This window comes from Burkholderia sp. BCC0405 (assembly GCF_902833075.1).
Lineage (GTDB): Bacteria > Pseudomonadota > Gammaproteobacteria > Burkholderiales > Burkholderiaceae > Burkholderia.
Genome location: NZ_CADFEO010000021.1, coordinates 35574 through 59574 on the forward strand (window position 1 = coordinate 35574; position 24001 = coordinate 59574).

22 protein-coding genes and 3 pseudogenes are annotated in these 24001 nt (G+C 66.5%); 14 read left to right on the plus strand and 11 right to left on the minus strand.

From position 1 onward, the window contains the following. Positions 1-29: 29 nt before the first annotated feature. Positions 30-173 (plus strand): annotated as a pseudogene (locus HWX36_RS28500) (XRE family transcriptional regulator); the annotation flags it as partial. Between the two features lie 168 nt (positions 174-341). Here HWX36_RS28500 and HWX36_RS28505 read toward each other — a convergent pair. The 3 genes and pseudogenes from HWX36_RS28505 to leuA all read right to left on the minus strand — a co-directional run bounded on the left by HWX36_RS28505 (position 342) and on the right by leuA (position 3224). Further along, positions 342-746, minus strand: a complete 405-nt coding sequence (locus HWX36_RS28505; protein ID WP_175956806.1) for a peptide ABC transporter ATPase — start codon at positions 744-746, stop codon at positions 342-344. A 126-nt stretch (positions 747-872) separates the two neighbouring features. Beyond that, positions 873-1448 (minus strand): annotated as a pseudogene (locus tag HWX36_RS28510) (EmrB/QacA family drug resistance transporter); the annotation flags it as partial. 66 nt (positions 1449-1514) lie between these two features. Next, positions 1515-3224, minus strand: a complete 1710-nt coding sequence (leuA, locus tag HWX36_RS28515) for a 2-isopropylmalate synthase (protein WP_175957008.1) — start codon at positions 3222-3224, stop codon at positions 1515-1517. A gap of 942 nt (positions 3225-4166) precedes the next feature. On the opposite strand from leuA, the gene HWX36_RS28520 reads away from it, so the two are divergent. Further along, entirely contained in the window at positions 4167-4556 is a 390-nt protein-coding gene (locus HWX36_RS28520; RefSeq protein WP_175956808.1) for a fucose-binding lectin II, read from the plus strand. 118 nt (positions 4557-4674) lie between these two features. Then, positions 4675-5508: a fucose-binding lectin II gene (locus tag HWX36_RS28525; RefSeq protein WP_175956810.1), complete on the plus strand. Its 834-nt coding sequence runs from the start codon at positions 4675-4677 to the stop codon at positions 5506-5508. Positions 5509-5607: 99 nt separating this feature from the next. Here HWX36_RS28525 and HWX36_RS28530 read toward each other — a convergent pair whose 3' ends face one another. Further along, positions 5608-6018 carry a DUF3144 domain-containing protein gene (locus tag HWX36_RS28530; protein WP_208457825.1) on the minus strand — a complete coding sequence of 137 codons (411 nt, stop codon included), beginning with the start codon at positions 6016-6018 and terminating at the stop codon, positions 5608-5610. A gap of 39 nt (positions 6019-6057) precedes the next feature. After that, complete coding sequence (locus HWX36_RS28535; RefSeq protein WP_175956811.1) at positions 6058-7422, minus strand: M23 family metallopeptidase; 1365 nt, start codon at positions 7420-7422, stop codon at positions 6058-6060. Between the two features lie 340 nt (positions 7423-7762). Here HWX36_RS28535 and HWX36_RS28540 point away from each other — a divergent pair, with 340 nt between their 5' ends. From HWX36_RS28540 to dbpA, 6 genes and pseudogenes are all read left to right on the plus strand, one after another. Further along, positions 7763-8632: a mechanosensitive ion channel family protein gene (locus tag HWX36_RS28540; RefSeq protein ID WP_175956813.1), complete on the plus strand. Its 870-nt coding sequence runs from the start codon at positions 7763-7765 to the stop codon at positions 8630-8632. Positions 8633-8671: 39 nt separating this feature from the next. Further along, positions 8672-8818: pseudogene (locus HWX36_RS28545) on the plus strand (Lrp/AsnC ligand binding domain-containing protein); the annotation flags it as partial. Positions 8819-8881: 63 nt separating this feature from the next. Next, positions 8882-9169, plus strand: coding sequence for a hypothetical protein (locus tag HWX36_RS28550; RefSeq protein WP_175956815.1), 288 nt, complete (start codon positions 8882-8884; stop codon positions 9167-9169). 510 nt (positions 9170-9679) lie between these two features. Next, positions 9680-11341 carry a malate dehydrogenase (quinone) gene (gene mqo / locus HWX36_RS28555; protein ID WP_175956817.1) on the plus strand — a complete coding sequence of 554 codons (1662 nt, stop codon included), beginning with the start codon at positions 9680-9682 and terminating at the stop codon, positions 11339-11341. Positions 11342-11736: 395 nt separating this feature from the next. Continuing rightward, entirely contained in the window at positions 11737-11934 is a 198-nt protein-coding gene (locus HWX36_RS28560) for a hypothetical protein (RefSeq protein ID WP_059237929.1), read from the plus strand. Further along, positions 11931-13328: an ATP-dependent RNA helicase DbpA gene (gene dbpA, locus HWX36_RS28565; RefSeq protein ID WP_175956819.1), complete on the plus strand. Its 1398-nt coding sequence runs from the start codon at positions 11931-11933 to the stop codon at positions 13326-13328. Before HWX36_RS28560 ends, dbpA begins: the two co-directional genes overlap by 4 nt. A 119-nt stretch (positions 13329-13447) precedes the next feature. Here dbpA and HWX36_RS28570 read toward each other — a convergent pair whose 3' ends face one another. Then, complete coding sequence (locus tag HWX36_RS28570) at positions 13448-14275, minus strand: PhnD/SsuA/transferrin family substrate-binding protein (RefSeq protein WP_175956821.1); 828 nt, start codon at positions 14273-14275, stop codon at positions 13448-13450. Between the two features lie 303 nt (positions 14276-14578). On the opposite strand from HWX36_RS28570, the gene HWX36_RS28575 reads away from it, so the two are divergent. Beyond that, positions 14579-15604, plus strand: coding sequence for a fatty acid desaturase (locus HWX36_RS28575; RefSeq protein WP_175956823.1), 1026 nt, complete (start codon positions 14579-14581; stop codon positions 15602-15604). Positions 15605-15786: 182 nt separating this feature from the next. Continuing rightward, the gene (locus tag HWX36_RS28580; RefSeq protein ID WP_175956825.1) at positions 15787-16989 is read left to right on the plus strand and encodes a benzoate/H(+) symporter BenE family transporter; all 1203 of its coding nucleotides are present in this window, start codon (positions 15787-15789) and stop codon (positions 16987-16989) included. A 34-nt stretch (positions 16990-17023) separates the two neighbouring features. Here the strand turns inward: HWX36_RS28580 and HWX36_RS28585 are convergent, their stop codons facing one another. The 4 genes from HWX36_RS28585 to HWX36_RS28600 form a co-directional block, all read right to left on the minus strand. Further along, entirely contained in the window at positions 17024-17911 is an 888-nt protein-coding gene (locus HWX36_RS28585) for an NAD(P)H-binding protein (RefSeq protein WP_175956827.1), read from the minus strand. A 578-nt stretch (positions 17912-18489) separates the two neighbouring features. Next, positions 18490-18852, minus strand: coding sequence for an addiction module antidote protein (locus HWX36_RS28590; RefSeq protein WP_175956829.1), 363 nt, complete (start codon positions 18850-18852; stop codon positions 18490-18492). A gap of 2 nt (positions 18853-18854) precedes the next feature. Next, positions 18855-19091, minus strand: coding sequence for a type II toxin-antitoxin system RelE/ParE family toxin (locus tag HWX36_RS28595; RefSeq protein ID WP_175956830.1), 237 nt, complete (start codon positions 19089-19091; stop codon positions 18855-18857). Positions 19092-19386: 295 nt separating this feature from the next. Further along, positions 19387-20304: an AraC family transcriptional regulator gene (locus HWX36_RS28600; RefSeq protein ID WP_175956832.1), complete on the minus strand. Its 918-nt coding sequence runs from the start codon at positions 20302-20304 to the stop codon at positions 19387-19389. A 194-nt stretch (positions 20305-20498) separates the two neighbouring features. Between HWX36_RS28600 and HWX36_RS28605 the strand changes: the two genes are divergently transcribed. Further along, on the plus strand, positions 20499-20699 hold the full coding sequence (locus HWX36_RS28605; protein ID WP_175956834.1) for a hypothetical protein: 201 nt from the start codon (positions 20499-20501) through the stop codon (positions 20697-20699). Positions 20700-20732: 33 nt separating this feature from the next. Here HWX36_RS28605 and HWX36_RS28610 read toward each other — a convergent pair whose 3' ends face one another. Further along, on the minus strand, positions 20733-21686 hold the full coding sequence (locus HWX36_RS28610) for a LysR family transcriptional regulator (RefSeq protein WP_175956836.1): 954 nt from the start codon (positions 21684-21686) through the stop codon (positions 20733-20735). Positions 21687-21786: 100 nt separating this feature from the next. On the opposite strand from HWX36_RS28610, the gene HWX36_RS28615 reads away from it, so the two are divergent. Further along, complete coding sequence (locus tag HWX36_RS28615) at positions 21787-23145, plus strand: NAD(P)/FAD-dependent oxidoreductase (RefSeq protein WP_175956838.1); 1359 nt, start codon at positions 21787-21789, stop codon at positions 23143-23145. A 326-nt stretch (positions 23146-23471) separates the two neighbouring features. Further along, positions 23472-23906: a phosphatase gene (locus tag HWX36_RS28620; RefSeq protein WP_175956840.1), complete on the plus strand. Its 435-nt coding sequence runs from the start codon at positions 23472-23474 to the stop codon at positions 23904-23906. The last annotated feature ends 95 nt before the right edge of the window (positions 23907-24001 follow it).

Sequence of the window (24001 nt, forward strand, 5' to 3'; positions counted from 1 at the left end):
CGCCGTCCGAAGGACAGCGGCGCCGCGCCGTCACGCCCGAGCAACGCGAAAGGCTCCGGAACGTTTCGCTGGAACGGCTGATGCAGACGCTGGCGTCGTTGGGCCAGCATGTGGAAATCGTGGTGCGGCCTGCGGGGCCACCGCGTGCGGCCGGCATCACGGTGTCGGTCTGACGGCCGGCGGAATGAACGAAACGGAGTGTGTGTGACGGCCGGGCCCGGCCGCCGCCGAAGGCCCGTCACAGGCGAGCGGGAGCAACGTACCGGCTCTCCGCGATCACCCTCGATACACCGGCAACGTACCGACCGCCCCGGGTTCCGGCACCGCCCCGGAACTGACGGTCAGGGCTGCGAAAACACCATCACGCGCCCTTGCACACGCTGGAGCTTCAGCCAGCCCATGTCGGCGGTGAAACGCAGTTGCTGCAGCGGGAAGTCGAACTGCGCATTCCCGGCGGCGCTCACGACCGCATTGGCGATCCAGCGGATCAGCGCCTTCCCTTCGTCGGTCGTCACGCTGCCGTTCTGCACGCCATAAAAATAGCGGTTCCCGGCGTTGACCTCGTTCTGCAACTGCATCCAGTGCCCCGGCAACCCTTGCAGGGTCTTGAACAGGTCGGCAACCCGTTGCGTCGTGAGGCCGCGCGCCCACAGCGCGCCGTTCGCGGCCGGCCGCGCCAGGTTGTGACGATCCGCGGCCTGGGCCTGCTCCTTGATCTGTCCCCTCAGAGAATCATCCTTCGTCATGCCACACTCCTCATCGTGATGGGCGCGGGAGAACGACCTCGCGCGCGACGCATGCACGATACGCCCATTGCGGGAAGTCATCGCCTGTCAGCTATGTCAGGCTTCACTGTCGGGCGTCCGTCCCCATCACGCTTTCTTCTTCCCCTTCAATACGAACGCAGCCGCCGTACACCCCGCCATGGCGACACCCGCGATCAGGAACGTAACGCTGTACGCCATCAGCAGCGCCTCGCGCATCACACGCTGGTTCACGAGCGCGAGGGCCAGCTCGTGCGCGCCGCCCGTCGACGAACCCGGCAACGCATCGGCACGCGGCACGTGCACGCGCGACAGCAGCCGCGCCAGCATCGTCATGCGTTCCTGAAAGGCTGCCGATAACGGCGAAACGACCTCGCCGATCCGCATCGCGTGCAGCTTCTGCCGCTCGACGACGATCTGGCTCGCCACCGCGATGCCGATCGCGCCGCCAACGTTGCGCACCATGTTGAACACGCCTGATGCCGAATCGAGCTGCGCCTTCTCGATTCCGCCGACGGCCATCACCGACAGCGCGATCACGACCAGCGACTGCCCGATCCCCCGCACGACGAGCGACGGCACGATCACATTCGATGCGGCGTCGGCGCTCAGGTGGATGTTCATCAGGCAGCCTGCCGCGACGAGCGCGAAACCGAGCACGATCGTCGCGCGCGGGCTCGTGCGGCAGCCACCGCACGGACGACGACACGGCCGCGCCGGACCTGGCCGGCGCGGCCGCCAGGCCGCCCGTTACGCGACCGCCTTCACCGCCGGCTGAACACCAAAAAACGTCGCCTGCGCCGCTTCGTCCGCGCGCGCATACGCGCGGTTGATGCCGCTGATCACCGCGCGAATCGACGCGGTCGTCAGGTTCGCATCGATGCCGACGCCGAACGCGCTGCCGCGCACGCCCGCGCCGGACAGTTCCGCGATCGCGATCGCCTTCGCATCCGCGCCTTGCGACAACGCGCGCTCCTCGTAGTGCTGGATCCGCAGCGGCGTACGCAACGCGTGCATCAGCGCGTCGAGCGGGCCATTGCCTTCGCCGCGCAGCACGCGGCGCTCGCCGTGCACATCGGCGGTCAGCACGATCGTCTCGCGGCCGTCGCGCTCGGTCAGCTCGTGGCCGACATAACGCAGCGGCGCATCGCCTTCCACGTATTCCTGCTGGAACAGCGACCAGATCTGCGCGCTCGTCACTTCGAGCCCGCTGTCGTCGGTCAGGCGCTGCACGGCCGCGCTGAAGTCGACCTGCAGGCGGCGCGGCAGCACGACGCCATAGCTCTGCTCGAGCAGGTACGCGATACCGCCCTTGCCCGACTGGCTGTTCACGCGAATGATCGAGTCGTACGTGCGGCCGACATCGCTCGGATCGATCGGCAGGTACGGCATTTCCCACACGGCATCGGGACGCTGCACCGCGAAGCCCTTCTTGATCGCATCCTGGTGCGAGCCGGAGAACGCGGTGAACACCAGGTCGCCGACATACGGATGGCGCGGATGGATCGGCAACTGCGTGCATTCCTCGGCCATGCGCGCGACTTCGTTGATCTGCGAGAAATCGAGGCCCGGATCGACACCCTGCGAATAGAGGTTCAGCGCGAGCGTAACGAGGTCGACGTTACCGGTGCGTTCGCCGTTGCCGAACAGGCAGCCCTCGATCCGGTCGGCGCCCGCCATCACCGCGAGCTCGGCCGCTGCAACGGCAGTGCCGCGGTCGTTGTGCGGATGCACGGACACGATCAGCGCATCGCGGCGCGCGAGGTTGCGGTGCATCCATTCGATCTGGTCCGCGTAGAAGTTCGGCGTGCCGACTTCCACGGTGGCCGGCAGGTTCACGATCGCCTTGTGCTCCGGCGTCGGCTGCCAGACGTCGAACACGGCGTCGCAGACTTCCTTCGCGAAATCGAGCTCGGTCGCCGTGAAGGTTTCGGGGCTGTATTGCAGCGTGAAATGCGTGTCGGTCGCGGCATCGGCGAAGCGCTTGATCGTGCGCGCGGCGTTCACCGCGAGCGCCTTCACGCCATCGCGGTCGAGGCCGAACACGATCTTGCGGAATTCCGGCGCGGTCGCGTTGTACAGGTGCACGATCGCGCGCTTCGCGCCGCGCAGCGAGTCGAAGGTGCGCTCGATCAGGTCGTCGCGCGCCTGCGTGAGCACCTCGATCGTCACGTCGTCGGGAATGTGGCCGCCTTCGATCAGCTCGCGCACGAAGTTGAAGTCGGTCTCCGACGCCGACGGGAATGCGACCTCGATCTCCTTGAAGCCGATCGCGACCAGCATCTTGAACATCCGCATCTTGCGCGCCGCGTCCATCGGCTCGAACAACGACTGGTTGCCGTCGCGCAGGTCGGTGCTCATCCAGATCGGCGCTTGCGTGATCGTGCGCGTCGGCCACGTGCGGTTCGGCAGGTTGACGGGCGTGAACGGTCGGTACTTCGTCGCGGGGTTCTTCAGCATCATGATGTTCGGTCCTCGGTCGGTTTGTCGGGAAAGCGCCGCGCGCTGGCCATCGGTCGTGAGGGCAGGCTGCGCGCGCAGCGATGAAAACGGTAGAAAACGGCACAACGGCAAAGCGGTACGGCGAACGACAGCCTTGGCGGTTGAGCGACCGGGACGGAGCGGAACGATTCGGAAGAAGGACGAACTCAGGCGCCGGTCGACAACCGGGGCCAGGTCGGTGATGCGGGGGAAATCTGGCGCTTCAGGAAAGAAGCAGATGGAAAGCGCGCAGCCGCAGACCCAGCCCGGAGAAACGGGCTGGTAGTCGTAGCGAGAAGAGGGGCTGGGCGGCTTGCATGGCCGAAATCAGATCACAGGGGAATGGGGGCTGTCAACTGGCCGAGCGCCAATGGCGTCGAATTTGATCGCTCAGAATCAGTCCAGTCCGATAGGCGACGCGGCGCCGCGTCGATATGCTTCATGGGTGCGGCGCCGGTGAGGCCCCTGTTCACGTTCGGAGTGAGTTGGTCAACGTACTTCGCCGGTTGCCGCACCCCCTTCCCTGTCGCGATCGGGTTTCGGTGCGGGCGTTCGGTGGTGGCCGGTGGGCGCGGCCACGACCGAGATGCTGATGTTGAAACCAACGCTGCCATATGCGAACGCCGAGCGCCCGCGCCCAAGCCCGATTGCTCCCACCTCCCGCCCCGTCTGTGCCATCGCGCATCATTCAGAAAATCGACACACCCGCCGATATAATTTCCTGAATATATCGAAACACCACCCATTAAATACATTTCAATAAATCGATTAACCTCCATTTTCGATTTACTGAACAATAGCCATTCCCCGACGAATATTTTCTGATTTATTTTTCGGCATGCTCGGTATGTCGCATTTCAAACGGCAAACGTTTGCGCGACACGGTTTGAAGCCTTACCCATCATTCCTCAGGAGGAAAGCATGGCCGATTTTCAAACGTCATCCAATCGCGCCGGCGAGTTTTCGATTCCGCCGAATACCGATTTCCGCGCGATTTTCTTCGCGAATGCCGCCGAGCAGCAGCACATCAAGCTGTTCATCGGCGACAGCAAGGAACCCGCCGCTTATTACAAGCTGACCACGCGCGACGGCACGCGTGAAGCGACGCTGAATTCCGGCAACGGCAAGATCCGCTTCGAAGTGTCGGTGAACGGCAAGCCGTCGGCCACCGATGCGCGCCTCGCGCCGATCACCGGCAAGAAATCGGACGGCTCGCCGTACGCGGTCAATTTCGGGATCGTCGTGTCGGAAGACGGCCACGACAGCGACTACAACGACGGCATCGTCGTGCTCCAGTGGCCGATCGGCTGACCTGACACGCGCGTGACGACCGACCACCACCGGCCGCCTGCGGGCCGGCCGGCGGTGACGCGCCGCATTCAGCGGCCCCCTTTTTGCGTCTAAACCCGACCTACCAACGGAGACATCCATGCCCCTCCTTTCGGCTTCGATCATCAGTGCACCGGTCGCGACATCGGAAACCTACGTCGACATCCCGGGCCTGTACATCGACATCGCCAAGGCAGAGATTCGAAACGGGAAACTGCAGGTCATCCTCAACGTGCCGACGCCGTACGCGACCGGCAACAACTTCCCCGGCATCTATTTCGCGATCGCGACCGACAAGGGCGTCGTCGCGGACGGCTGCTTCACGTATTCGTCGAAGGTGCCCGAATCCACCGGGCGCATGCCGTTCACGCTCGTCGCGACGATCGACGTCGGCGCCGGCGTCACGTTCGTGAAGGGCCAGTGGAAAAGCGTGCGCGGCAGCGCGATGCATATCGACTCGTACGCGAGCCTGTCCGCGATCGGGGACACGGCCGCGCAATCGTCGTCGCCCGGCAGCGGAAGCGGCGAAACCGGAGCGGGCGGCAACCCGGGTGGCACGGGTAGCGGCACGATCGGCGGCGGCGGCGAGCGCGACGGCACGTTCAACCTGCCGCCGAACATCAAGTTCGGCGTCACCGCGCTCACCAACGCGGCGAACGACCAGACGATCGACATCTACGTCGACGACAACCCGAAACCGGTCGCCACGTTCAAGGGCGCCGGCATGCAGGACCAGAACCTCGGCACCAAGGTGCTCGACTCCGGCAAGGGACGCGTGCGCGTGATCGTGATGGCGAACGGCAAGCCGTCGCGGCTCGGCTCGCGGCAGGTCGATCTCTTCAAGAAGACGTACTTCGGGATCGTCGGCTCGGAAGACGGCACCGATGACGACTACAACGACGGCATCGTGTTCCTGAACTGGCCGCTGGGTTAAGCAGCGTCACGCAGCGCCCCTCGCCACGCCGCCCGGCGTGGCGATTCATTTCAACGCGCGTGCCCGTCTCCTCCGCCACGCGCGACAGCCCCGACACCGTCAGTTCGGCCGCATGTAACGATGGAAATTGTCGATGTATTCGTCGAGGTGAAGTTCCAGTGCCTTCCTGTATTCATCGCAGAAATACCGGACCGTTTCTTCCCGCGTCGCGGCCATGTCCGCACCGGACTCATGGCCGGATGCGCTGAGCCATGCGTTGAATCGTGCGGTCGCATACATCATCGATGCGCTGACTTTGCCGCGACTCGGCGCTTTTTGAAGCTGCTCGTTCGATAGCTCGATGTGCTCGTCTGCACGAGCATGGAAATTTTCGTCGACTTCCATGGCTGATGCGCTGCGCGTGAAGTGAGGGTCATTGCCCCGTATTTCAGGGGGCTGCGCCACCATGCTGCTTCGCACGATCACCGGCAATTCGACCCTGCCGGCGCGCACATCGACGTGCGCATGCAACGATGCCGCCCGCCGCGGGCGGTGGCACCGCGCCAACCGTCAACCGGCCCGCGATCCGGCAGGATTCGACATCGCCACCGGTTGCGACCACGCAGCCGACGCCAGGCGCATGCGCACATCGAGCACCGCGCGGTTGAACGCCACGCGCCGTTCACCGCTCAGCTTCGCCGTCTTGCCCGCCTGCACCAGCGCGACCGGATCGACGAGGCGATCGTGCCGCCGGACCTCGAAGTGCAGATGCGGCCCCGTGGCCGTACCCGTGCTGCCGACCGCGCCGATACGCTGGCCGCTTGCGACCCGCGCACCGGTTCGCAGCGACGGCTCGAATGCCGAAAGGTGCGCGTAGTACGACGCATAGCCGCCGTCATGGCGGATCACCACGTACTTGCCGTAGCCGCGTGGCTCGGTGCCGATGAACGTCACGACGCCGCGCTCCGACGCATGAACCGCACGCCCGGCCGGCGCGGCGAGATCGACGCCGGAATGCACGTGACGCGCGCCGGTCACCGGATGCACGCGCGCACCGAAATGCGAGCTGATGCGGTTTGCGCTGACCGGCATCGCAAACCGCACGCCGGCGAGCGGCACGCCGTCGAGGTCGTAATAGGCGCCCGGCGAACGAGCATCGGGCGCAAACCATACGCCCGCGAAGTGCTGGCCGCGCAAGCGAAGCTCGAGCGCCGTCACGCGCACGCCGCCCGGCAGAGCCGCGTTGCTGTCGGGTTCGTATGCAACGCGGAAGGTGTCGCCGAGCGCACCGCGCTGTTTCAGGTCGACGCGACCGGCGAGCATGCGGGTGATCTGCGCGGCAACGCCGGCCGGCAGATCGGCGTGCGCCAGCGACGCCTGCAGGCTGCCGACGATCGCGCCGCCACGCGCGCCGCGATCGGCTTCCGCGAGCACGAACGGTTCGGCGGCGGCAAGATCGACGGGACGCCGCTCGAACGCAGCCTGTTCGCCCGTCACGGGCAACGCCGACGCAAGACCGTAGTCGAACCTCGACGCATACGCGCGTTCGACCGCCCCGCGCGCCGCGTCGCACAGCACGCGGTAAGCCACGCACGCACCGACGCGCACCACCGGGTCGTCGCGTTCGCCGGCCGTTGGCACGGTCAACGCATGTGACGCGTAGGCAATGTCGAGCGGCGCGGCCGTCGATGCATGCAAGCCGCCCCACGTCGTGCGCGCGGCATTGAAAAAGGGCACGTCGACAAGGTCGGCCACCACGGGCGAAAACGGCGCGTCGTCGTGCGACGCGTGCGCCACTGCGCCCGGTGCGCCGGCCACGCAGGCCGCCGCGATGACACCGCGCAGCAGCGTGCGGCGCATCGGGAAACCGCGAACGCCGCGCTGTGCGGGTTGACCTTGCTCGCGTGCGAGACGGAAACGCAGGTCTAACCGCATGACGTCGTCACTCGCTGTCTGTCAGTGAAAAATCGGGAAAGAGCCGGGTATCGCGGAGGAACGATCGGTGCGACCCGGCAACGTAAAAACGAGTGTATCGGCGTGATCGATGCATCTGAATAGGACACGTCTTATTTAAATGCAAAGCCGCTTAGTACTAAATCGAAATCGCGATTTCGCGGCACGGCGCCCCGGCTACGCGGCATTCGACCCCACCGTTCGCGCGAACCATTGCGCGCCGTGTACAGTCGAACGCTGCCGGCGCGTAAGCCGCAAGCCTGCCCGACCGCGGCGGGCGAGCGACGCATCGCGCACTGTGTCTTCAAACCGGAATCCCGTCATGTTGCTCGATCACCTGCATCCGGAACGCTGGACGTTCCTGTGGAACGCGCTGTCCACCCTCTCCATCAAGCTATGCGCCGGCCTGGCGCTGCTCGTCGCCGGCTGGTGGCTGTCGAAACGCATCGGCAACTGGCTGAACCGTCTGCTCTCCAACAAGGAGCGCGTCGACGACACGCTGCGGCCGATCCTCTGCGACGTCGCCGTCTGGGGCATCCGCATCGTCGCGATCGTCGGCGCGCTGTCGCAGCTCGGCATCGAAACCGCGAGCATCGTCGCGGTGCTCGGCGCGGCCGGCCTCGCGATCGGGCTCGCGCTGCAGGGCACGATGCAGAACATCGCGGCCGGCATCATGCTTCTGCTGCTGCGGCCGTTCAAGGTCGGCGACTATATCGACGGCGGCACGGGCGTCGCGGGCACCGTCGACGAGGTCGGGCTGTTCATGACGCGGCTGACGAAGCCGGACGGCATCTGCGAATACGTGCCGAACAGCGCGCTGTGGGGCAGCTCGATCCGCAACTACACGCGCAACCCGACCCGCCGCCTCGATCTCGAAGTGGAAGTGTCGGTGCATGACGATATCGATCGTGCGCTCGACGCGCTGCGCGCGCTGGCCGCGGCCGATCCCGACGTGCTGCAGGATCCCGCGCCGGACGTGATGGTGATGCGCTTCGACGACAGCACGGTCGTCGCGAACATCCGTGTGTGGACGCATACCGAAAACTTCTGGGCGATGCGCTGGCGCATCGCGCGCCAGGTGCGCAAGACGCTCGCCGACGCGCATTGCGCGCTGCCGATCCGCACGCGCGAGCTGCACGTCGTACACGACACGGAGCGTCGCGCCGACCGCGCACAAACGCGCGCGCTTTAATCGGCGAAGGCCGCGAAGCCCGGCATCTTCTCGAGCGCGATGCAGGTCGTCGCGGCCGATCTCGACGCGTACGCGGAATTCGTCGAGCGCGTGCTGCGCAAGCAGGCCGGGGGTTCGTCGATTCAGTCGAGCGTCGCGTTGCGCGAGGTAAAGTGCTCGTCGCGCGTGCCGGTGCCGGGCGACTGAACGGCGCGACGAACGTGGAAGCCCCCCCGAAACTCCGAAACTCATCCCATGGAGCACTACTTTATGACGCGATTCCTCCCTTCCGTGTCGCTGGCCGCCACGCTGGCCTGCGCGCTGGCACTGAGCGCCTGTGCCGCGCAATCCACGCCGCCGGCTCAATCGCCGGCGCCGGCCGCACCGCCGATGGTCGGCAGCGATCGCGATGCGCACGGCTGCATCCCGTCGGCCGGCTATTCGTGGTGCGAAGCAACGCAACAATGCGAGCGCCCGTGGGAACTCGCCAAGCAAAAGGGCTTCGCGAATTCGGCGCAAGCGTACGACCAGTTCTGCCGGAACGGCGCCGCGAAGTAAAGTGACGGGACGTCACGCGATCGTGTCGCGGCCCGCCGCCGCGACACGACGCGACGCCCCCGAAATTCCCTCCCGATCCCGCTCGGTCATCGCCCTCGTTCCCGCTTTCCGCGACCGTTGTTCCGGAAACCCGGACACACAAAAAACCCCACGAAAACAACGGTATTTTTCGTTTGTGACACAGCAAACGAGTTCGGTTACATTACGCGCCCCTTGCCACCCCGCCCCCGCAAAACGCGTCGCGCGCAGCCTCTTTCCACGCAGCCTGAAGCGCCTTTCGCTCAGGCTTGCCGCAAGGGCCCGGGCGCGTTGTGCGCCACTGTGACGCAGGCGCTTGCCTGCCCGCAGGAAGCCGATCCGAAGGTGTCCTTCCCGACGGTTTCGCGTGCGCAAATGCAACGGCGCGCCGCGTCGATCCGGAATTCCGGATTCGCGATCCGGATCTCCGGATACGCGATTCGCCGCGATCGACACACGCGCCGGGCGGCTTGGCAAACCGATGCATCCAAGTTGAAAAAGGGATCTGCTGTGATCAAAACGTTACGGGTAATACTGTCGGCGCTCGCGCTGTGCGTCGCCGCGTCGTCCGCGCATGCCGCCGATACGAAGAAGGTCGACGTCCTGCTGGTGGGCGGCGGCATCATGAGCTCGACGCTCGGCGTCTGGCTGCACGAGCTTCAACCTGACTGGTCGATGACGATGGTCGAGCGCCTCGACGGCGTCGCGCTGGAAAGCTCGAACGGCTGGAACAACGCCGGCACCGGCCACTCGGCGCTCGCCGAACTCAACTACACGCCGGAAAAGGCGGACGGCAAGATCGACATTTCGAAGGCCATCGAGATCAACGAGTCGTTCCAGATCTCGCGCCAGTTCTGGGCGTGGCAGGTCAAGCAGGGCGTGCTGAAGAACCCGCACTCGTTCATCAACTCGACGCCGCACATGAGCTTCGTGTGGGGTGACGAAAACGTCCGCTTCCTGAAGAAGCGCTACGAAGCGCTGCAGGCCAGCCCGCTGTTCCGCGGGATGCAGTATTCGGAAGACTACGACCAGATCAAGCAGTGGGTGCCGCTGATGATGGAAGGCCGCGACCGCAACCAGAAGGTCGCGGCGACGTGGACGCCGATCGGCACCGACGTGAACTTCGGCGAGATCACGCGCCAGTTCGTCGGCTACCTGAAGACGCAGCCGAACTTCACGCTGTCGCTGTCGAGCGAAGTGCGCGAGATCAAGCGCAATGCCGACGGCACGTGGCACGTGACGTGGGTCAAGCTGCACTCGGATGAACCGGCGCAATCGGTCGACGCGAAATTCGTGTTCATCGGCGCGGGCGGCGGCGCGCTGCACCTGCTGCAGGCGTCGGGCATCCCCGAGGCGAAGGACTACGGCGCGTTCCCGGTCGGCGGCTCGTTCCTCGTGACCGACAACCCCGAGGTCGTGAAGCAGCATCTCGCGAAGGCGTACGGCAAGGCGTCGGTCGGCTCGCCGCCGATGTCGGTGCCGCACCTCGACACACGGATCATCGACGGCAAGAAGATCATCCTGTTCGGGCCGTTCGCGACGTTCTCGACCAAGTTCCTGAAGAACGGTTCGTACTTCGACCTGCTCAAGAGCACCAACACGCACAACGTCGCACCGATGATGCGCGTGGGCGTGGACGAATTCCCGCTGGTCCAGTACCTCGCCGGCCAGCTGATGCTGTCCGACGACGACCGCTTCAACGCACTGAAGGAATACTTCCCGAACGCGAAGAAGGAAGACTGGCGCCTGTGGCAGGCCGGCCAGCGCGTGCAGATCATCAAGCGCGACCCGGTGAAGGGCGGCGTGCTGAAGCTCGGCACCGAGATCGTCGCGTCGCAGGACGGCAGCATCGCGGGCCTGCTCGGCGCATCGCCGGGCGCGTCGACGGCCGCGCCGATCATGCTGAGCCTGATGAAGAAGGTGTTCAAGGACAAGGTCGCGACGCCCGAGTGGCAGCAGAAGATCCGCCAGATCGTGCCGAGCTACGGCACGAAGCTGAACGACAGCCCGGCGAAGGTCGTCGAGGAATGGACGTACACCAGCGACGTGCTGCAGCTCTCGCCGCCGCCGAAGATCGACGTCAGCACGCCGTCGCAGGTCAGCGGCAACGCGCCGGCCCGCCCGGCGAAGGCTGCGGCCGACATGGCGCTGTAACGCGTCCGGGTGCCGCGCGGCAGCGCGGGGCAACGTTGCGCCGCACGACACGGCCGCCCTCCGGGGCGGCCGTTTTTCATTGGGGCGGCGATCGGAGCCTGTTTTCCGGAAACAACGCGCGCTGAATGCGCGCTGTCCTTGCACGCAGCGCCCGCAGCCGGTCGCCCGAAGCCGGTCGCCCGCAACCAGCCCCCCGCAGCCGATCGTCCGCATTCGCCTGCTCGCTTCCGCTAGAATTGCGGCACGCGCGACCCCGTCGCCGCCCGATCCATCATCCGCATCGACGCAATCCAAGCGACGCCCGATGCGGCCCGCGCCCGAACCGCGCGAGCGCCGCCCGTCGTTGCCGCGCCCGCCCGGGCGCCACCTCAACCGAATTCTGCTGGAGAAAGACCTTGTTTACCTGCCGAAACCAGAGCTGCGGCACGCAGTGGGAACAGTCCGACGTCGTCATCAAGGACGAAGGCCAGGGGCTGCTGTTCCGCTGCCCGCTGTGCGGCGCGCGCAACTATCTCGAACGCTTCGAGGGCGACGACGGCACCGTCGTCTACGAACAGATGGAAGGCAAGCCTTACCTCGGAGACCTCGAATGACCCAGCCGACCGCCACACCGTTCAGCGCACTGCCGTTGACGCCCGCCGCGCTCGCCAACCTCGCGCAGCTCGGCTATGTCGACATGACGCCGATCCAGGCCGCGAGCCTGCCGATCGCGCTGGCCGGCCAGGACCTGATCGCGCAGGCGAAGACGGGCAGCGGCAAGACCGCCGCGTTCTCGCTCGCGCTGCTGGCACGCCTCGATGCGCGCCGCTTCGACGTGCAGGCGATGATCCTGTGCCCGACGCGCGAACTCGCCGACCAGGTCGCGCAGGAAGTGCGCCGCCTCGCGCGCGCCGAAGAGAACGTGAAGGTGCTGACGCTGTGCGGCGGCACGCCGATGCGCCCGCAGGCGCAAAGCCTCGAGCACGGCGCGCATATCGTCGTCGGCACGCCGGGCCGCATCATGGATCACCTCGATCGCGGCAACCTGAAGCTCGACGCGCTGAACACGCTGGTGCTCGACGAAGCCGACCGGATGCTGGACATGGGCTTCTTCGACGACATCGCGAAGGTCGCGCGGATGTGCCCGGCCACGCGCCAGACGCTGCTGTTCTCCGCGACCTATCCGGACGGCATCGTGAAGCTGAGCCAGCAGTTCCTGCGCAACCCGAAGGAAGTGAAGCTCGAGGAGCGTCACGACAACAGCAAGATCCGCCAGCGCTTCTATGAAGTGACGGAAAACGAGCGGCTGCATGCGGTGGGCCAGCTGCTGAACCACTACCGGCCGGTGAGCACGATCGCGTTCTGCAACACGAAGCAGCAGTGCCGCGACCTGCTCGACGTGCTGCACGCGCAGGGCTTCCACGCGCTCGCGCTGCACGGCGAGCTCGACCAGCGCGAACGCGACCAGGTGCTGATCCAGTTCGCGAACCGCAGCTGCTCGGTGCTGGTGGCAACCGACGTCGCCGCGCGCGGGCTCGACATCGCGCAGCTCGAAGCGGTGATCAACGTCGACGTGACGCCCGACCCCGAAGTGCACGTGCACCGCATCGGCCGCACGGGCCGCGCCGATCAGGACGGCTGGGCGCTGAGCCTCGCGAGCATGGACGAGATGGGCCGCGTGGGCGCGATCGAGCAGGCGCAGAAGCGCGACGTCGAATGGCATCCGCTCGCGGAACTGAAGCCGGCCGACGACGGCGTGCTGACGCCGCCGATGGAAACGCTGCAGATCCTCGGCGGGCGCAAGGACAAGATCCGCCCGGGCGACGTGCTCGGCGCGCTGACCGGCGACGCCGGGTTCGACGGCAAGCAGATCGGCAAGATCAATGTGACCGAGTTCTCGACCTATGTCGCCATCGAGCGTGGCGTGGCGCGCGACGCGCTGCGCAAGCTCAATGCAGGGAAGATCAAGGGCAAGCGGGTCAAGGTCCGGTTGATGGACGAAGAGTGATGCCGGCGCGCGCCGTGACGCCCACGCGGCGCGCTCGCTCAGCGAGCATGCGTTCGACACGCTGAAAACCGATGGCGATCTGAGGAACGTGCACGGCGCGGGCGCGCTGCGCGCCGCACTCAGGCCAGCGCGGGATAACCGTGCGCGGCCGCCTGCTGCTCGAACAGTGCAATCGCATCGTAATCGGCCGGCGACAACCGTTCGAATCCCTTCAGCCGCAGCACGCGCGCCCGTTCCGCATCGGCCGACACCGCGCGGTCGAGCGCATCCTGCAATGCGGCGGCCTGCGTGTCCGCCAGCGCCCGCGATGCGATAAACGGCAACCCCGGTGCGGATGCCGTCATCCCGATGATCCGGATGTCCGCCAGCAATCCGGGCAGCGCGTCGCGCACGTACGCGAACGTCACGCAGTCGATCGCCGCGCAATCGGCCTCCGCCGAAGCCAGCGCACGCAGCACGTTCAGATGCGAGCCGAGCGCGGCCACCGATCCGAAGAATCGTCCGTCGCGCGCATGCGGCGCGACCGCATGCCGGAGCGCGTTCATCCCGCTGTGCGAATCTCGATCGTTGAAGGCGGCCCGCAGCCCCCGGCATGCGGCGAGCGTCGTCGCGCCGCCCGCATGCGCGCGCGCCGACACGGCCAGCACGCTGCTGTAGTGCGCGCCGTGGCAGCCGTACGCATCGAACACGGGGGTCGCGATCAGTCGCACGACATCGCGCAAGCCTAGCATCCGGTACGGATAGCCGCAGGTCTGCGACAGCAGCAGATCGTCGCGCCGCCAAAGCGCATGCAGGTCGTCGAAGGGTTCACCGGGAAGCGCCACTTCGGCGGGCCCGCCGCCCGCGTTCGCGAACGTATCGAGCACATCGCGCAGCAGCGCGCGCCACAGCGCGTCGTGGCGCGGCGTCACGTTGTACATCGGCAGGGCGGCGATCCATGGGCTCATGCGGGCATTCTACGCATCGCCGCTCGCGCAGCGGAATCCGGTTCGATCCCGGCAAAACGGGGGCCGAACGGGGGCGCCGCGCGCCCGAAGCTTATCGGCCGCGCGACGATAAGCAAATGCGAATCGATTGGTTGGCCGCGCGGCGCGATCCCGGTACCGTCGCGATGCCTGCTCGCGCATCGCGCGCCGCGCGTGATCCCGGACAGGCCGACCGTGATCCGCGAGACACCTGCGCACCCGGGCCGAGCGCACCGGTTCAACCGCTCGTTCCCCGCATTGCCCGTTCAATCCCGCCTCAACGCCATGGCCGAATACTTCGACGTCGACCACGCGCGTGCGATCGCCGCGCTCGACACCCGCTTCACCGCCCGCACCGAGTGGCCGACCTGGCTGCTGGTCGTCGCGATCTACGGCGGCTGGCTCGCCGTGCTGCTGCTCGTGCGCGACGGAACCCTGTCGCTCGCGGCCGCGACGCCGCCGCTGATCCTGCTCGGCGCGTGGCACCTGTCGCTGCAACACGAACTGCTGCACGGCCATCCGACGCGCTCCGCGCGTGTGAACAAGCTGCTCGGCTACCCGCCGCTGACGGTCTGGTATCCGTACACGCTGTATCGCGACACGCATCTCGATCATCATCGCGACGCAGACCTGACGGTGCCGGGCGTCGATCCCGAAACGAACTACGTCACGCGCGAACGCTGGGCGCAGCTGCCGCGCTGGCGGCGCGTGCTGACCGTCGCCCGCAAGACGTTCATCGGACGCTTCGTCGCCGGGCCGCCGCTGAGCATCGCCGCAATGTGCGTCGACGCATTCGCCGCGTTCCGCCGCGGCGACTTCCGCTATCTGCCGATGTGGGCGACGCACGTCGCCTGCGTGGTGGCGCTGCTCGCGTGGCTGCAATGGGCGATCGGCGTACCGTGGTGGTATTACCTGCTCGCGGTCACATGGCCCGCGTTGTCGATCGCGATGATCCGCTCGCTGTACGAGCATCGCGCCGCGCTGCATCCGAAGGCGCGCATCGCGATCAACGAAGCCGGCTTCGCGATGCGGCTGCTGTACCTGAACAACAACTATCACCTCGTCCATCACGACCTGCCGAAGCTGCCGTGGTATGACCTGCCGCGCGCATACCGGATGCGCCGCGACGCGTATGCGCAGAAATGCGGCGGCTTCGTGATTCGCGGCGGGTATCGCGAGCTGCTCGCGCGCCATGCGTGGACGCCGACCGATACGCCCGTGCACCCGTTCGATCAGGGCACGGCGTCGTTGTCGACGGGGAGCGGGATCAAGGTGGCGGTGGTCGACAAGGTGTTGCAGATCAGTACGTGATGGGCGGCGACGGCGCCGATTCGTCCGCCCGCCGCATCTTTCTTACGAAACGCCGACAACATCACTCCCGTCCGCGCATTGCCAATTGCGTCGGCCATGCCCAGAATGACGGCTCGTCCGGGGCTTCCAACCATCATTCGCCCCGGCTCTGTCCCGGCCGCGCGCCGCACGCCCCCACGACGATGCAACCGAATACCCCGCCCGGCGCAATCCGCGCGATCGGCAACGACTGGTCCGTTTCCGCGATTACCGCGGGCTTTCTCGCAGTCCTGATTTCGTACGCGGGCCCGCTCGCGATCTTCTTCCAGGCCGCGCAGGCGGCGCATGCGTCGAACGCGATGGTGTCGTCGTGGGTCTGGGCGATCTCGATCGGCGCGGGCATCTCGGGCCTGTTCGCGAGCTGGAAGCTGAAGGTGCCGGTCATCACCGCGTGGTCGGCGCCGGGCACCGCGCTGCTCGTCGGCCTGTTTCCGCAACTGACGCTCAACCAGGCCGTCGGCGCGTACATCACGGCCGCGCTGATCATCCTGCTGATCGGCGTCACCGGCTATTTCGACCGGCTCGTGCGCCACATTCCGCGCGGCATCGCGTGCGGAATGATGGCCGGCATCCTGCTGCCGTTCGGCACGCATGCGTTCGCTGCGGCGTCGGAGCAGCCCGCGCTCGCGTTCGGAATGATCGCGGCCTACGTGATCTTCAAGCGCGCGCTGCCGCGCTACAGCATCGTGCTCGTCCTGCTGACGGGCGCCGCGCTGGCGACGCTGCTCGGGATGACGCATCTCGGCAACGTGTCGGCGAGCATCGCGCACCCGATCTTCATCGCGCCCGAATGGACGCTCGGCACGACGCTCAGCCTCGCGCTGCCGCTCGTCGTCGTCAGCCTCACCGGCCAGTTCCTGCCGGGCATGACGATCCTGCGCGTGTCCGGCTATCACACGCCCGCGCGCCCGATCATCACGGCGACCGGCGTGATGTCACTCGTGGTCGCGTGCTTCGGCGGGATCACGATCGTCGTCGCGGCGATCACGGCCGCGCTCTGCACCGGCAAGGACGCGCACGAGGATCCGCACCGGCGCTACGTCGCCGGGCTCGCGAACGGCGCGATCTACCTGATCGGCGGGCTTTTCGCGGGCACGATCGTCACGGTGTTCTTCGCGCTGCCGAAGGCGTTCGTCGCGATCCTCGCGGGGCTCGCGCTGATCGGCGCGATCGGCGCGAACGTGCACGGGATCTTCGAGGACGAGAATCACCGCGAGGCGTCGCTGATCACGTTCCTCGCGACCGCGTCGGGCATGACGTGGCTCGGGCTCGGCTCCGCGTTCTGGGGGATCGTGATCGGATCGCTTTCTTATGCGGTACTGAACAAGGTGCGGCGACAGGCGTAATGCACGTGGTGCGCATCGCGCGCCGCCGCTTCGGTCACCGCGCGTGCTGGCGCACCAGCTGCGCGAGCGCATCGGTCAACGTCGTCGTGCCGTAAAGCCGCTCGGACACGCCGGCCTCGACGTCGATCTGCCCGGCGTTATGCACGTCGTAGAGATCGACGATCAACTGTGCATGGCGCTCGCTAAGGCCCGCACGCAGCAGCGTCGCGGCCCAGGTGTCGCGCGGCAGTTCATGCGCGACGATGGTCCGGCCGGCCGCCGTGCCGAGCGTATCGGCGATCGCCGTCACGCTCACCCTTCGCGGCCCTTCGACACTGACGATGCGCGGCCCGTTGCCGCCTTCGGGCGCATCGAGCAGCATCCGCGCCGCAATAACGCCCACATCGGGCGCCCAGACGGTCGGGAACAGCTTGCCGACCGGGTGGTGAAAGCTCGGCAGCACGCCGGTGCCGAGCGCGACCGGCAGGATCCGCGTCCAGTTCTGCAGATGCTCGGCCGAACGCAGCAGCGTCAGTTGCGTCGGGATCGTCCTCAGCCGTGCCTCGAAGTCATGAAACAGGCGGGTGATGCCCGTATTGCCGTCGCGTTCCGCGCCGTAGTCCGACAGCGCGAGCAGCACCGGCAGCGGATTGGCGGCGAGCGCGGCGGTCGCGACATCGATCGTCCGCGTCATCGTCGCGGCCGGATCGGGATCGGCGACGGGCACCGGGCACAGTATCTGCACGGCCTGTGCGCCGTCGATTGCCGACGCGATCGCGTTCGCGTCGGTCAGCTCGGCCATCACGACGTCGCAGCCGAGCTGCGCGAAACGTTCACGATGGCGTGGGTCGCGCAACACCGCGCGCACGGGATGACCGGCCTTGCGCAAGGCGGTCACGGTCGACAAGCCAACGTTGCCGGATGCACCGAAGATCACGAACACGATTCGCTCCTGGGGGGGTGAAGGTGGGGTGATTGTCGGCACGGGCGGGCGGGACGGCGCGCAGGGAGGGATGAATCGAACAGAAAAGGATGACGGATCAGGGGGCGGCTGCTATGCGAGTTGTCCGCTGCGTCGCCGGTCCCGTGAACGAACACGCCTGCGATAGACGAACCGCTCACGCCCAAGGGCGTTACGCTTCAACAGGCCCATCGAAACGTGAGACGGTAAGGCGATTTCTGGCTGAGGGTGAACGACCTGACGTTGCGGCGTACAGGACATCCCGACTGCCGCAGTCGACGGACTGAAAAGCTTCCCCCGAATCTTCGACGATTTTCACCCGCTGATACAACAGCACGCTCGACATGTCGTTGGACTTCCGGTCATGAAGCGTTGCATTGTTGGCGTCCGACAGTTGGATACCTCGTTTCCTTACCTTATGGGGCTTCATCAGTCGGAGCCAGAGCTTTAACCCGCCTCGCACAGATTCTGTGCGGTCTCCCGTCCCGCCGGCAACGCCAGCAGGATGAACGCGCATTGGCTGGCACAGTGCGGTATGCACAGCCGGCCGCCAATGACCGCTATGCGTGCGCCGCCGGGCGAGCGCGCGAGCGCGCCCGCGTTGGTGCAGGAGCCGGCGCCGATTCGGCCGCTGGCGCGGCCGCAGCTACGGTCAGGTGCAATCCCAGCGCGCTGACAACCTTCATGATCGTTGCGAATTCGGCGTTTCCACCTTCCGACAGTGCGCGGTAGAGCGCTTCACGCTTCACGCCAGATTCGCGCGCCAGCGCCGTCATACCGCGTGCCTTCGCAACATTCCCGAGCGCGGCCTGGATCAGCCGCGGATCCCCATCTTCGAACGCTTGCGCCAGGTAGTGACGAATCGTTTCCTCGTCCTTCAGGTACTTCGAGCCGTCGAATTCGGCCAGTTCGCTTATTTTCATACTCAATCCTCCAGTTCGCCGGCGATTTGCTTCGCCACCCTGATGTCCTTCTTCTGGGTCGACTTGTCCCCACCGCACAACACCACGACGATGATTTTCCCGCGTCGCACGAAGTAGGCTCGATCTCCTGGCCCTACATCGATCTTCATTTCATTGACGCCGTCGCCGACTGCCCGCCATTGGCCGAGGTTGCCGAGCTTCGCCCGCTCGATGCGCAAGTTGATCGCCGCGCAACCCATAGGGGACAACTTGGCTGCCGAGTTTTCTCAGTCTTACGCTCGTTGCGTCCAACATGGTTGGTCCTGGAGCATGCCGTTGCACGCGCTGGAGATCGGTACACACGACCGCTGCACGGCGCTTGCGTGATCGACGAAGGCCGCCACAGATTTCAGCGTCGACGGCAAGCCGACCGCATCCGACAGGCACAAGATTCCGTGCCCGCGACGTTGATCTCTTCGATTTGCTACTCCAGACGAATATAAACCGCTCAGCAGATCGAGCACCAGAGCTCGATCCCGGCAAGTGAATCGACACTCACACGTCGCCCCTACTACCCTCACCACCGTAAGCCAGCCGCAGCCCCCCACGCGCCCCCGACCGCGCGATCTCGGTCGGCGTCGCCCCCAGCACGCGATTCATCCAGTTCGCCATGTGGCTCTGGTGTGCAAACCCGGCTTCGAGCGCGATCTGGCTGATGCTGAGCCGCCCTTCGAGCAGCAACGCCTTCGCGCGCTCGACCCGCCGCCTCACGACGTACTGGTGCACCGGCATCCCGAGCGTTTCGCGGAACAGCACCTTGAAATGCGGCACGCTGATCGACACGAGCGCCGCGAGTTCGGCCAGCGTCATGCGCCGCTCGAGGTTCGCTTCGACATAGTCGATCACGCGCGCGGCCGCCTTCGGCGCGAGCGTGCGGCGGCGCTCGCGGAACGCCGGCTGGCCGTCGACCAGCCGCGCGACGAGCGCCGTGCACAGGCTTTCCGCATAGAGCGGATCCGACGCGTCTTCCGCTTCGAGTTCGGCGGCCATCGCCCATGCGATGTGCTGCAGGCGCGGGTCGCGCACCTGCAGCCTGCGGCGGATCTGCCCCCGCGACGGCTTCAGCTCGAGCTGTTCGACGGTCCGCCGCACGAACGTGTCGCTGAGCGCGATATGGAGGATCTGGCAGTCGGCGCTGTCGGTCCACTGGCCGGGCAGGCCAGCCGGAATCACGTCGACGTCGCCATGCGCCTGGATGCGCGACACGCGCTCGCCGTCGCACACGCAATCCGCGCGAACGGGCGACCCGACATGCACGCCGATCCGGTGATGCTCGGCCGCCGGAATCCGGTAGGTGCCCGCGCGGATTTGCAGCAGCGACGCGCCGAAGCCCTGCCAGCCGAGCCCGCGGCTCGAGCGCAGGCTGACCGGGACGCCGTTGTCCGTCGGCGCCGCGAGAATCGCATCGCTCATGGCCTTCCTCCAGTGGATGGGGATGTCGAACGCGCATTGTGACGCGTTTTCGGGCCGCCTGCCGGGCCCGCCGGCGGCGCGCCCAGGTCGAGCAGGAAAAGATCATCCGTTCCTGCTCATGGCCATCCTTGCGTGCGCGCCGGCGGGCACCGCGCCGCTTACGATGGCCCCATCCGACACCTACGGAGACCGTCATGCCCCATCAGTGCCTTGTACAACGCGCAGCGTGCACCGTGCGCTCGCCTTCCACCGCCCCGCGCCCGTCATCCGGCTCCCGCTCACGCGACGTCCGCGCGACGCTCGCCGCCCGGTGCCTGCGCATCGTCGGCTGGTACCGGCTCGAACGGCTGCTCGCGTCGATCCCCGACAGCAACGACGACTTCGGGCTCGTCTGACCTGCGCGTGGCCACCCGGCCGGCGTGGTCCGCCTACTTGCGCCGCCGCTCGTGCAGCGCCACCATCGCGCCGTCGATCACCGGTGCGCCCTGCTTGATCAGGAAATCGCGGAACAGCCCCGTGACCTGCGAAATGCGCCGGTCGGCGAGCGTGACCACATACCATTCGCGCTCGATCGGGTTGCCGGGAAACGGCAGTTGCCCGAGCAGCCCGGTGCGCAGTTCGAGTGCACACGCGTGCAGCGACAGGAACGCGACGCCGAGCCCCGCTTCGGCCATCTGCTTGATGGCCTCGTTGCTCGACAGTTCGGAGCCCACATGGAACCGGTAACCGGCATTCTTGAACAGGCTCTCGACGGTCGAGCGCGTACCCGCGCCGCGTTCGCGCACGAGCAGGTGCGCGGATTCGAGATCCTTCAGCGCGACGCGCTTGCGCTGCATCAGCGGGTGCCCGGGCGCCGCGACGAACACCATCGGATGCTTCGCGAATTCGACCGCATGCGTGCGCAGTTCCTTCGGCGCGCTGCCCATCACCGCGAGATCGATTTCATGCGTCGCGAGCATGCGGATGATGTCGTCGCGATTTCCAACCTTGAAATAGGTTTTCACATGCGGACGCGTCGCGGTGAATTTCACGAGCAGCGGCGGAATCAGGTACTCGGCCGTCGTGATCGCGCCGATCCGCAGCGTGCCGCCGAGATCGCCCGTCAGCGCGGCCACTTCGTCGCCTGCCTCGCTCCATAGATGCAGGATCTCGCGCGCATAGCGCGACACGATCTCGCCGGCCGCGGTCAGCTGCACGCCGCGCCCCACCCGCTGCAGCAACGCGGCGCCCACCGCCTCCTCGAGCAGGCGAACCTGCAGCGACACGGCCGGCTGCGTCAGGTTCAGCTCCTCGGCCGCCCGCGACACGCTGCCGAGCCGCGCAATCATGTCCAGCGCCTTCAGCTGCCGGAACGTCGCGGTCTTTCCTATAAGTGAATACATATGGGTCGCTTATAAACATTAAATTGTTCGCGTAGGTTCGAAACTATATCGTCGGTTCTTGAGCAATGTCATCCGAATCGTCATTCAGCGGGAGCCCAACATGGACAACACCACGCCCAACCTTGCAACTGGCCGCGCACCGCGCCTGCCGCGCATCGTGATCGTCGGCGGCGGCGCCGGCGGCCTGCACCTCGCCACGCGTCTCGGCGATACGGTCGGACGCCGCGGGCAAGCCGAGGTCGTGCTCGTCGACCGCTATCCGACGCACTTCTGGAAGCCGCTGCTGCACGAAGCCGCGTCGGGCCACCGCGACCCGGCATCGCACACGATCGAATACGCGGCGCAAGCGAAGCGTCACGGTTTCCGCTTCGTGCAGGGTGCGCTGCAGCGGGTCGACCGCGCGGCCCGCACCGCGACGATCGCGGCCGTGCAGGACGCGGACGGCACGGAAATCCTGCCGCAGCGCGAGCTCGGCTATGACGATCTCGTGCTCGCCGTCGGCAGCGTGACGAACTTCTTCAATGTGCCGGGTGCGGCGCGCCACGCGCTGCCGCTCGAAAACCTCGACCAGGCCGAGGATTTCCGCCGGAAGTTCCTCGCGGCCTGCACGAAGGCGAATCACCTGGCCGAGCAGCAGCCCGCGCGGCGTGCGGCGCCGATCTGCATCAACGTGATCGGTGCGGGCGCGACGGGCGTCGAGCTGGCAGCGGCCTTGCGGCATGCGATCCAGCAACTGACGACGTACCGCTTCAAGGCGCTGGTGTCCGCGCGCGACGTGCACATCCGGCTGATCGAAGGCGGCCCGCGCATCCTGCCGGCGCTCGACGAGCGGCTGTCCGGCAAGATGCACGCGCAGCTTCGCGCGCTGAACGTCGACGTGCTGACCGATACACGCGTGGCGGAAGTCGGCGCGAATGCCGTGACGACCTCGACCGGCGAACGGCTCGCGAGCGACATCACCATCTGGGCGGCCGGCGTGGCAGGCCCCGCATTCCTGCAGCAGATCGGCGACATCGCGCTCAATCGTTCGAACCAGGTGATCGTGACCGATACGCTGCAGACGCCGGACGACCCGCACGTGTATGCGTTCGGCGACTGCGCCGCATGCCCGACGGCCGGCGCGAACGGCTTCCTGCCGCCGCGCGCGCAGGTCGCCCATCAGCAGGCCGTGTACCTGGTCAACGCATTCGCGCGGCGGGTCGCCGGCAAGCCGGTGGCCGGCTTCACGTTCCGCGATGCAGGCACCGTCGTGTCGCTCGGGCATGCGGGCGCCGCGTACCAGGCCGACATCAGCGTGCGTTCGCGCTCGCTGATCGTCGACGGGCTTGCCGCGATCGGGCTGTACAAGTTCCTGTATCGCAAGCACCTGTTCAGCGTGGTCGGCGTGAAGCGCGCGCTGTTCCAGTCGCTGAGCCACTGGCTGCAAAGCCGCAACCAGCCGTCGATCAAGCTGCACTGATCGCACCCGTTCACACGCGGTGTCGCAAGACGGCATATCGGGCGTGTATCGCTCGATATGCCGTTTTTTCATGCGCACCTGTGCGGTGCATTCACCGCGTGCGCGAATCGGGTGCATCACATCGAAGGCCATCGATGCGATGCCCTTCGCGCGGAATATGCGGTGCGACACGCATCCCGCGCCCGCATTGGCTCGCCACCCCATTCATTAGCCAAATCGTATGGGTCGGATATAAATATTAATTGGTCGCGTTTTCGGGATAGACGCTAAGGTGTGTGGCATTCCCGTCGGCGAACGGATCATCACGTCTCTGAAGAGGAATCACCGTGGTTATCGAAGCCATCGTCACCCGTCTCGACGCAGCATTCGCACAAATCGAAGCAACGCCGGATTCACATGAATCGCGCCATCAACGCGACGCGATCATCCAGTGGCTCGACCGGGCATCGGAAGAAGGATATCGACTTGGTCTCGTCACGACGCTGCCGGCCGCGCGGCTCAGCGACATGTTCGAAGGCCAGTTCGGCCGCGCGAACCTCGACCGCTTCTCGGTCGTCGTCACGGACGCCAATCAGCAGGACTCCGGATCAAACCAGCATCCTTTCGACGTCGCGCTGCAGGCACTCGGCGTGCCGCCCGAACGCGCGGTGGCGATTGCGAGCAGCGAACCGGAGCGCCGCGAAGCCGAGCATTTTGGCCTGTCGCGCTGCGTGCACATCACCGACACCGTGCGCTCGATCGCATCGGCCGGCCTGCACTGAACGCCGGCACACGGGCCGGCGGTGGCCGGCCTGCCGCGATCCGGCGGCAATCCGACGATTGCCTGACCGGATTCTGACATTCTGCTGTCAAAGTC

Bases quoted from the DNA above. Each gene is read 5' to 3' on its own strand.
- HWX36_RS28505 (WP_175956806.1), bottom strand. From the start codon at position 746: ATGACGAAGGATGATTCTCTGAGGGGACAGATCAAGGAGCAGGCCCAG.
- leuA (WP_175957008.1), bottom strand. From the start codon at position 3,224: ATGCTGAAGAACCCCGCGACGAAGTACCGACCGTTCACGCCCGTCAAC.
- HWX36_RS28520 (WP_175956808.1), top strand. From the start codon at position 4,167: ATGGCCGATTTTCAAACGTCATCCAATCGCGCCGGCGAGTTTTCGATT.
- HWX36_RS28525 (WP_175956810.1), top strand. From the start codon at position 4,675: ATGCCCCTCCTTTCGGCTTCGATCATCAGTGCACCGGTCGCGACATCG.
- HWX36_RS28535 (WP_175956811.1), bottom strand. From the start codon at position 7,422: ATGCGGTTAGACCTGCGTTTCCGTCTCGCACGCGAGCAAGGTCAACCC.
- HWX36_RS28540 (WP_175956813.1), top strand. From the start codon at position 7,763: ATGTTGCTCGATCACCTGCATCCGGAACGCTGGACGTTCCTGTGGAAC.
- HWX36_RS28550 (WP_175956815.1), top strand. From the start codon at position 8,882: ATGACGCGATTCCTCCCTTCCGTGTCGCTGGCCGCCACGCTGGCCTGC.
- dbpA (WP_175956819.1), top strand. From the start codon at position 11,931: ATGACCCAGCCGACCGCCACACCGTTCAGCGCACTGCCGTTGACGCCC.
- HWX36_RS28570 (WP_175956821.1), bottom strand. From the start codon at position 14,275: ATGAGCCCATGGATCGCCGCCCTGCCGATGTACAACGTGACGCCGCGC.
- HWX36_RS28575 (WP_175956823.1), top strand. From the start codon at position 14,579: ATGGCCGAATACTTCGACGTCGACCACGCGCGTGCGATCGCCGCGCTC.
- HWX36_RS28580 (WP_175956825.1), top strand. From the start codon at position 15,787: ATGCAACCGAATACCCCGCCCGGCGCAATCCGCGCGATCGGCAACGAC.
- HWX36_RS28590 (WP_175956829.1), bottom strand. From the start codon at position 18,852: ATGAAAATAAGCGAACTGGCCGAATTCGACGGCTCGAAGTACCTGAAG.
- HWX36_RS28595 (WP_175956830.1), bottom strand. From the start codon at position 19,091: ATGGGTTGCGCGGCGATCAACTTGCGCATCGAGCGGGCGAAGCTCGGC.
- HWX36_RS28600 (WP_175956832.1), bottom strand. From the start codon at position 20,304: ATGAGCGATGCGATTCTCGCGGCGCCGACGGACAACGGCGTCCCGGTC.
- HWX36_RS28605 (WP_175956834.1), top strand. From the start codon at position 20,499: ATGCCCCATCAGTGCCTTGTACAACGCGCAGCGTGCACCGTGCGCTCG.
- HWX36_RS28610 (WP_175956836.1), bottom strand. From the start codon at position 21,686: ATGTATTCACTTATAGGAAAGACCGCGACGTTCCGGCAGCTGAAGGCG.
- HWX36_RS28615 (WP_175956838.1), top strand. From the start codon at position 21,787: ATGGACAACACCACGCCCAACCTTGCAACTGGCCGCGCACCGCGCCTG.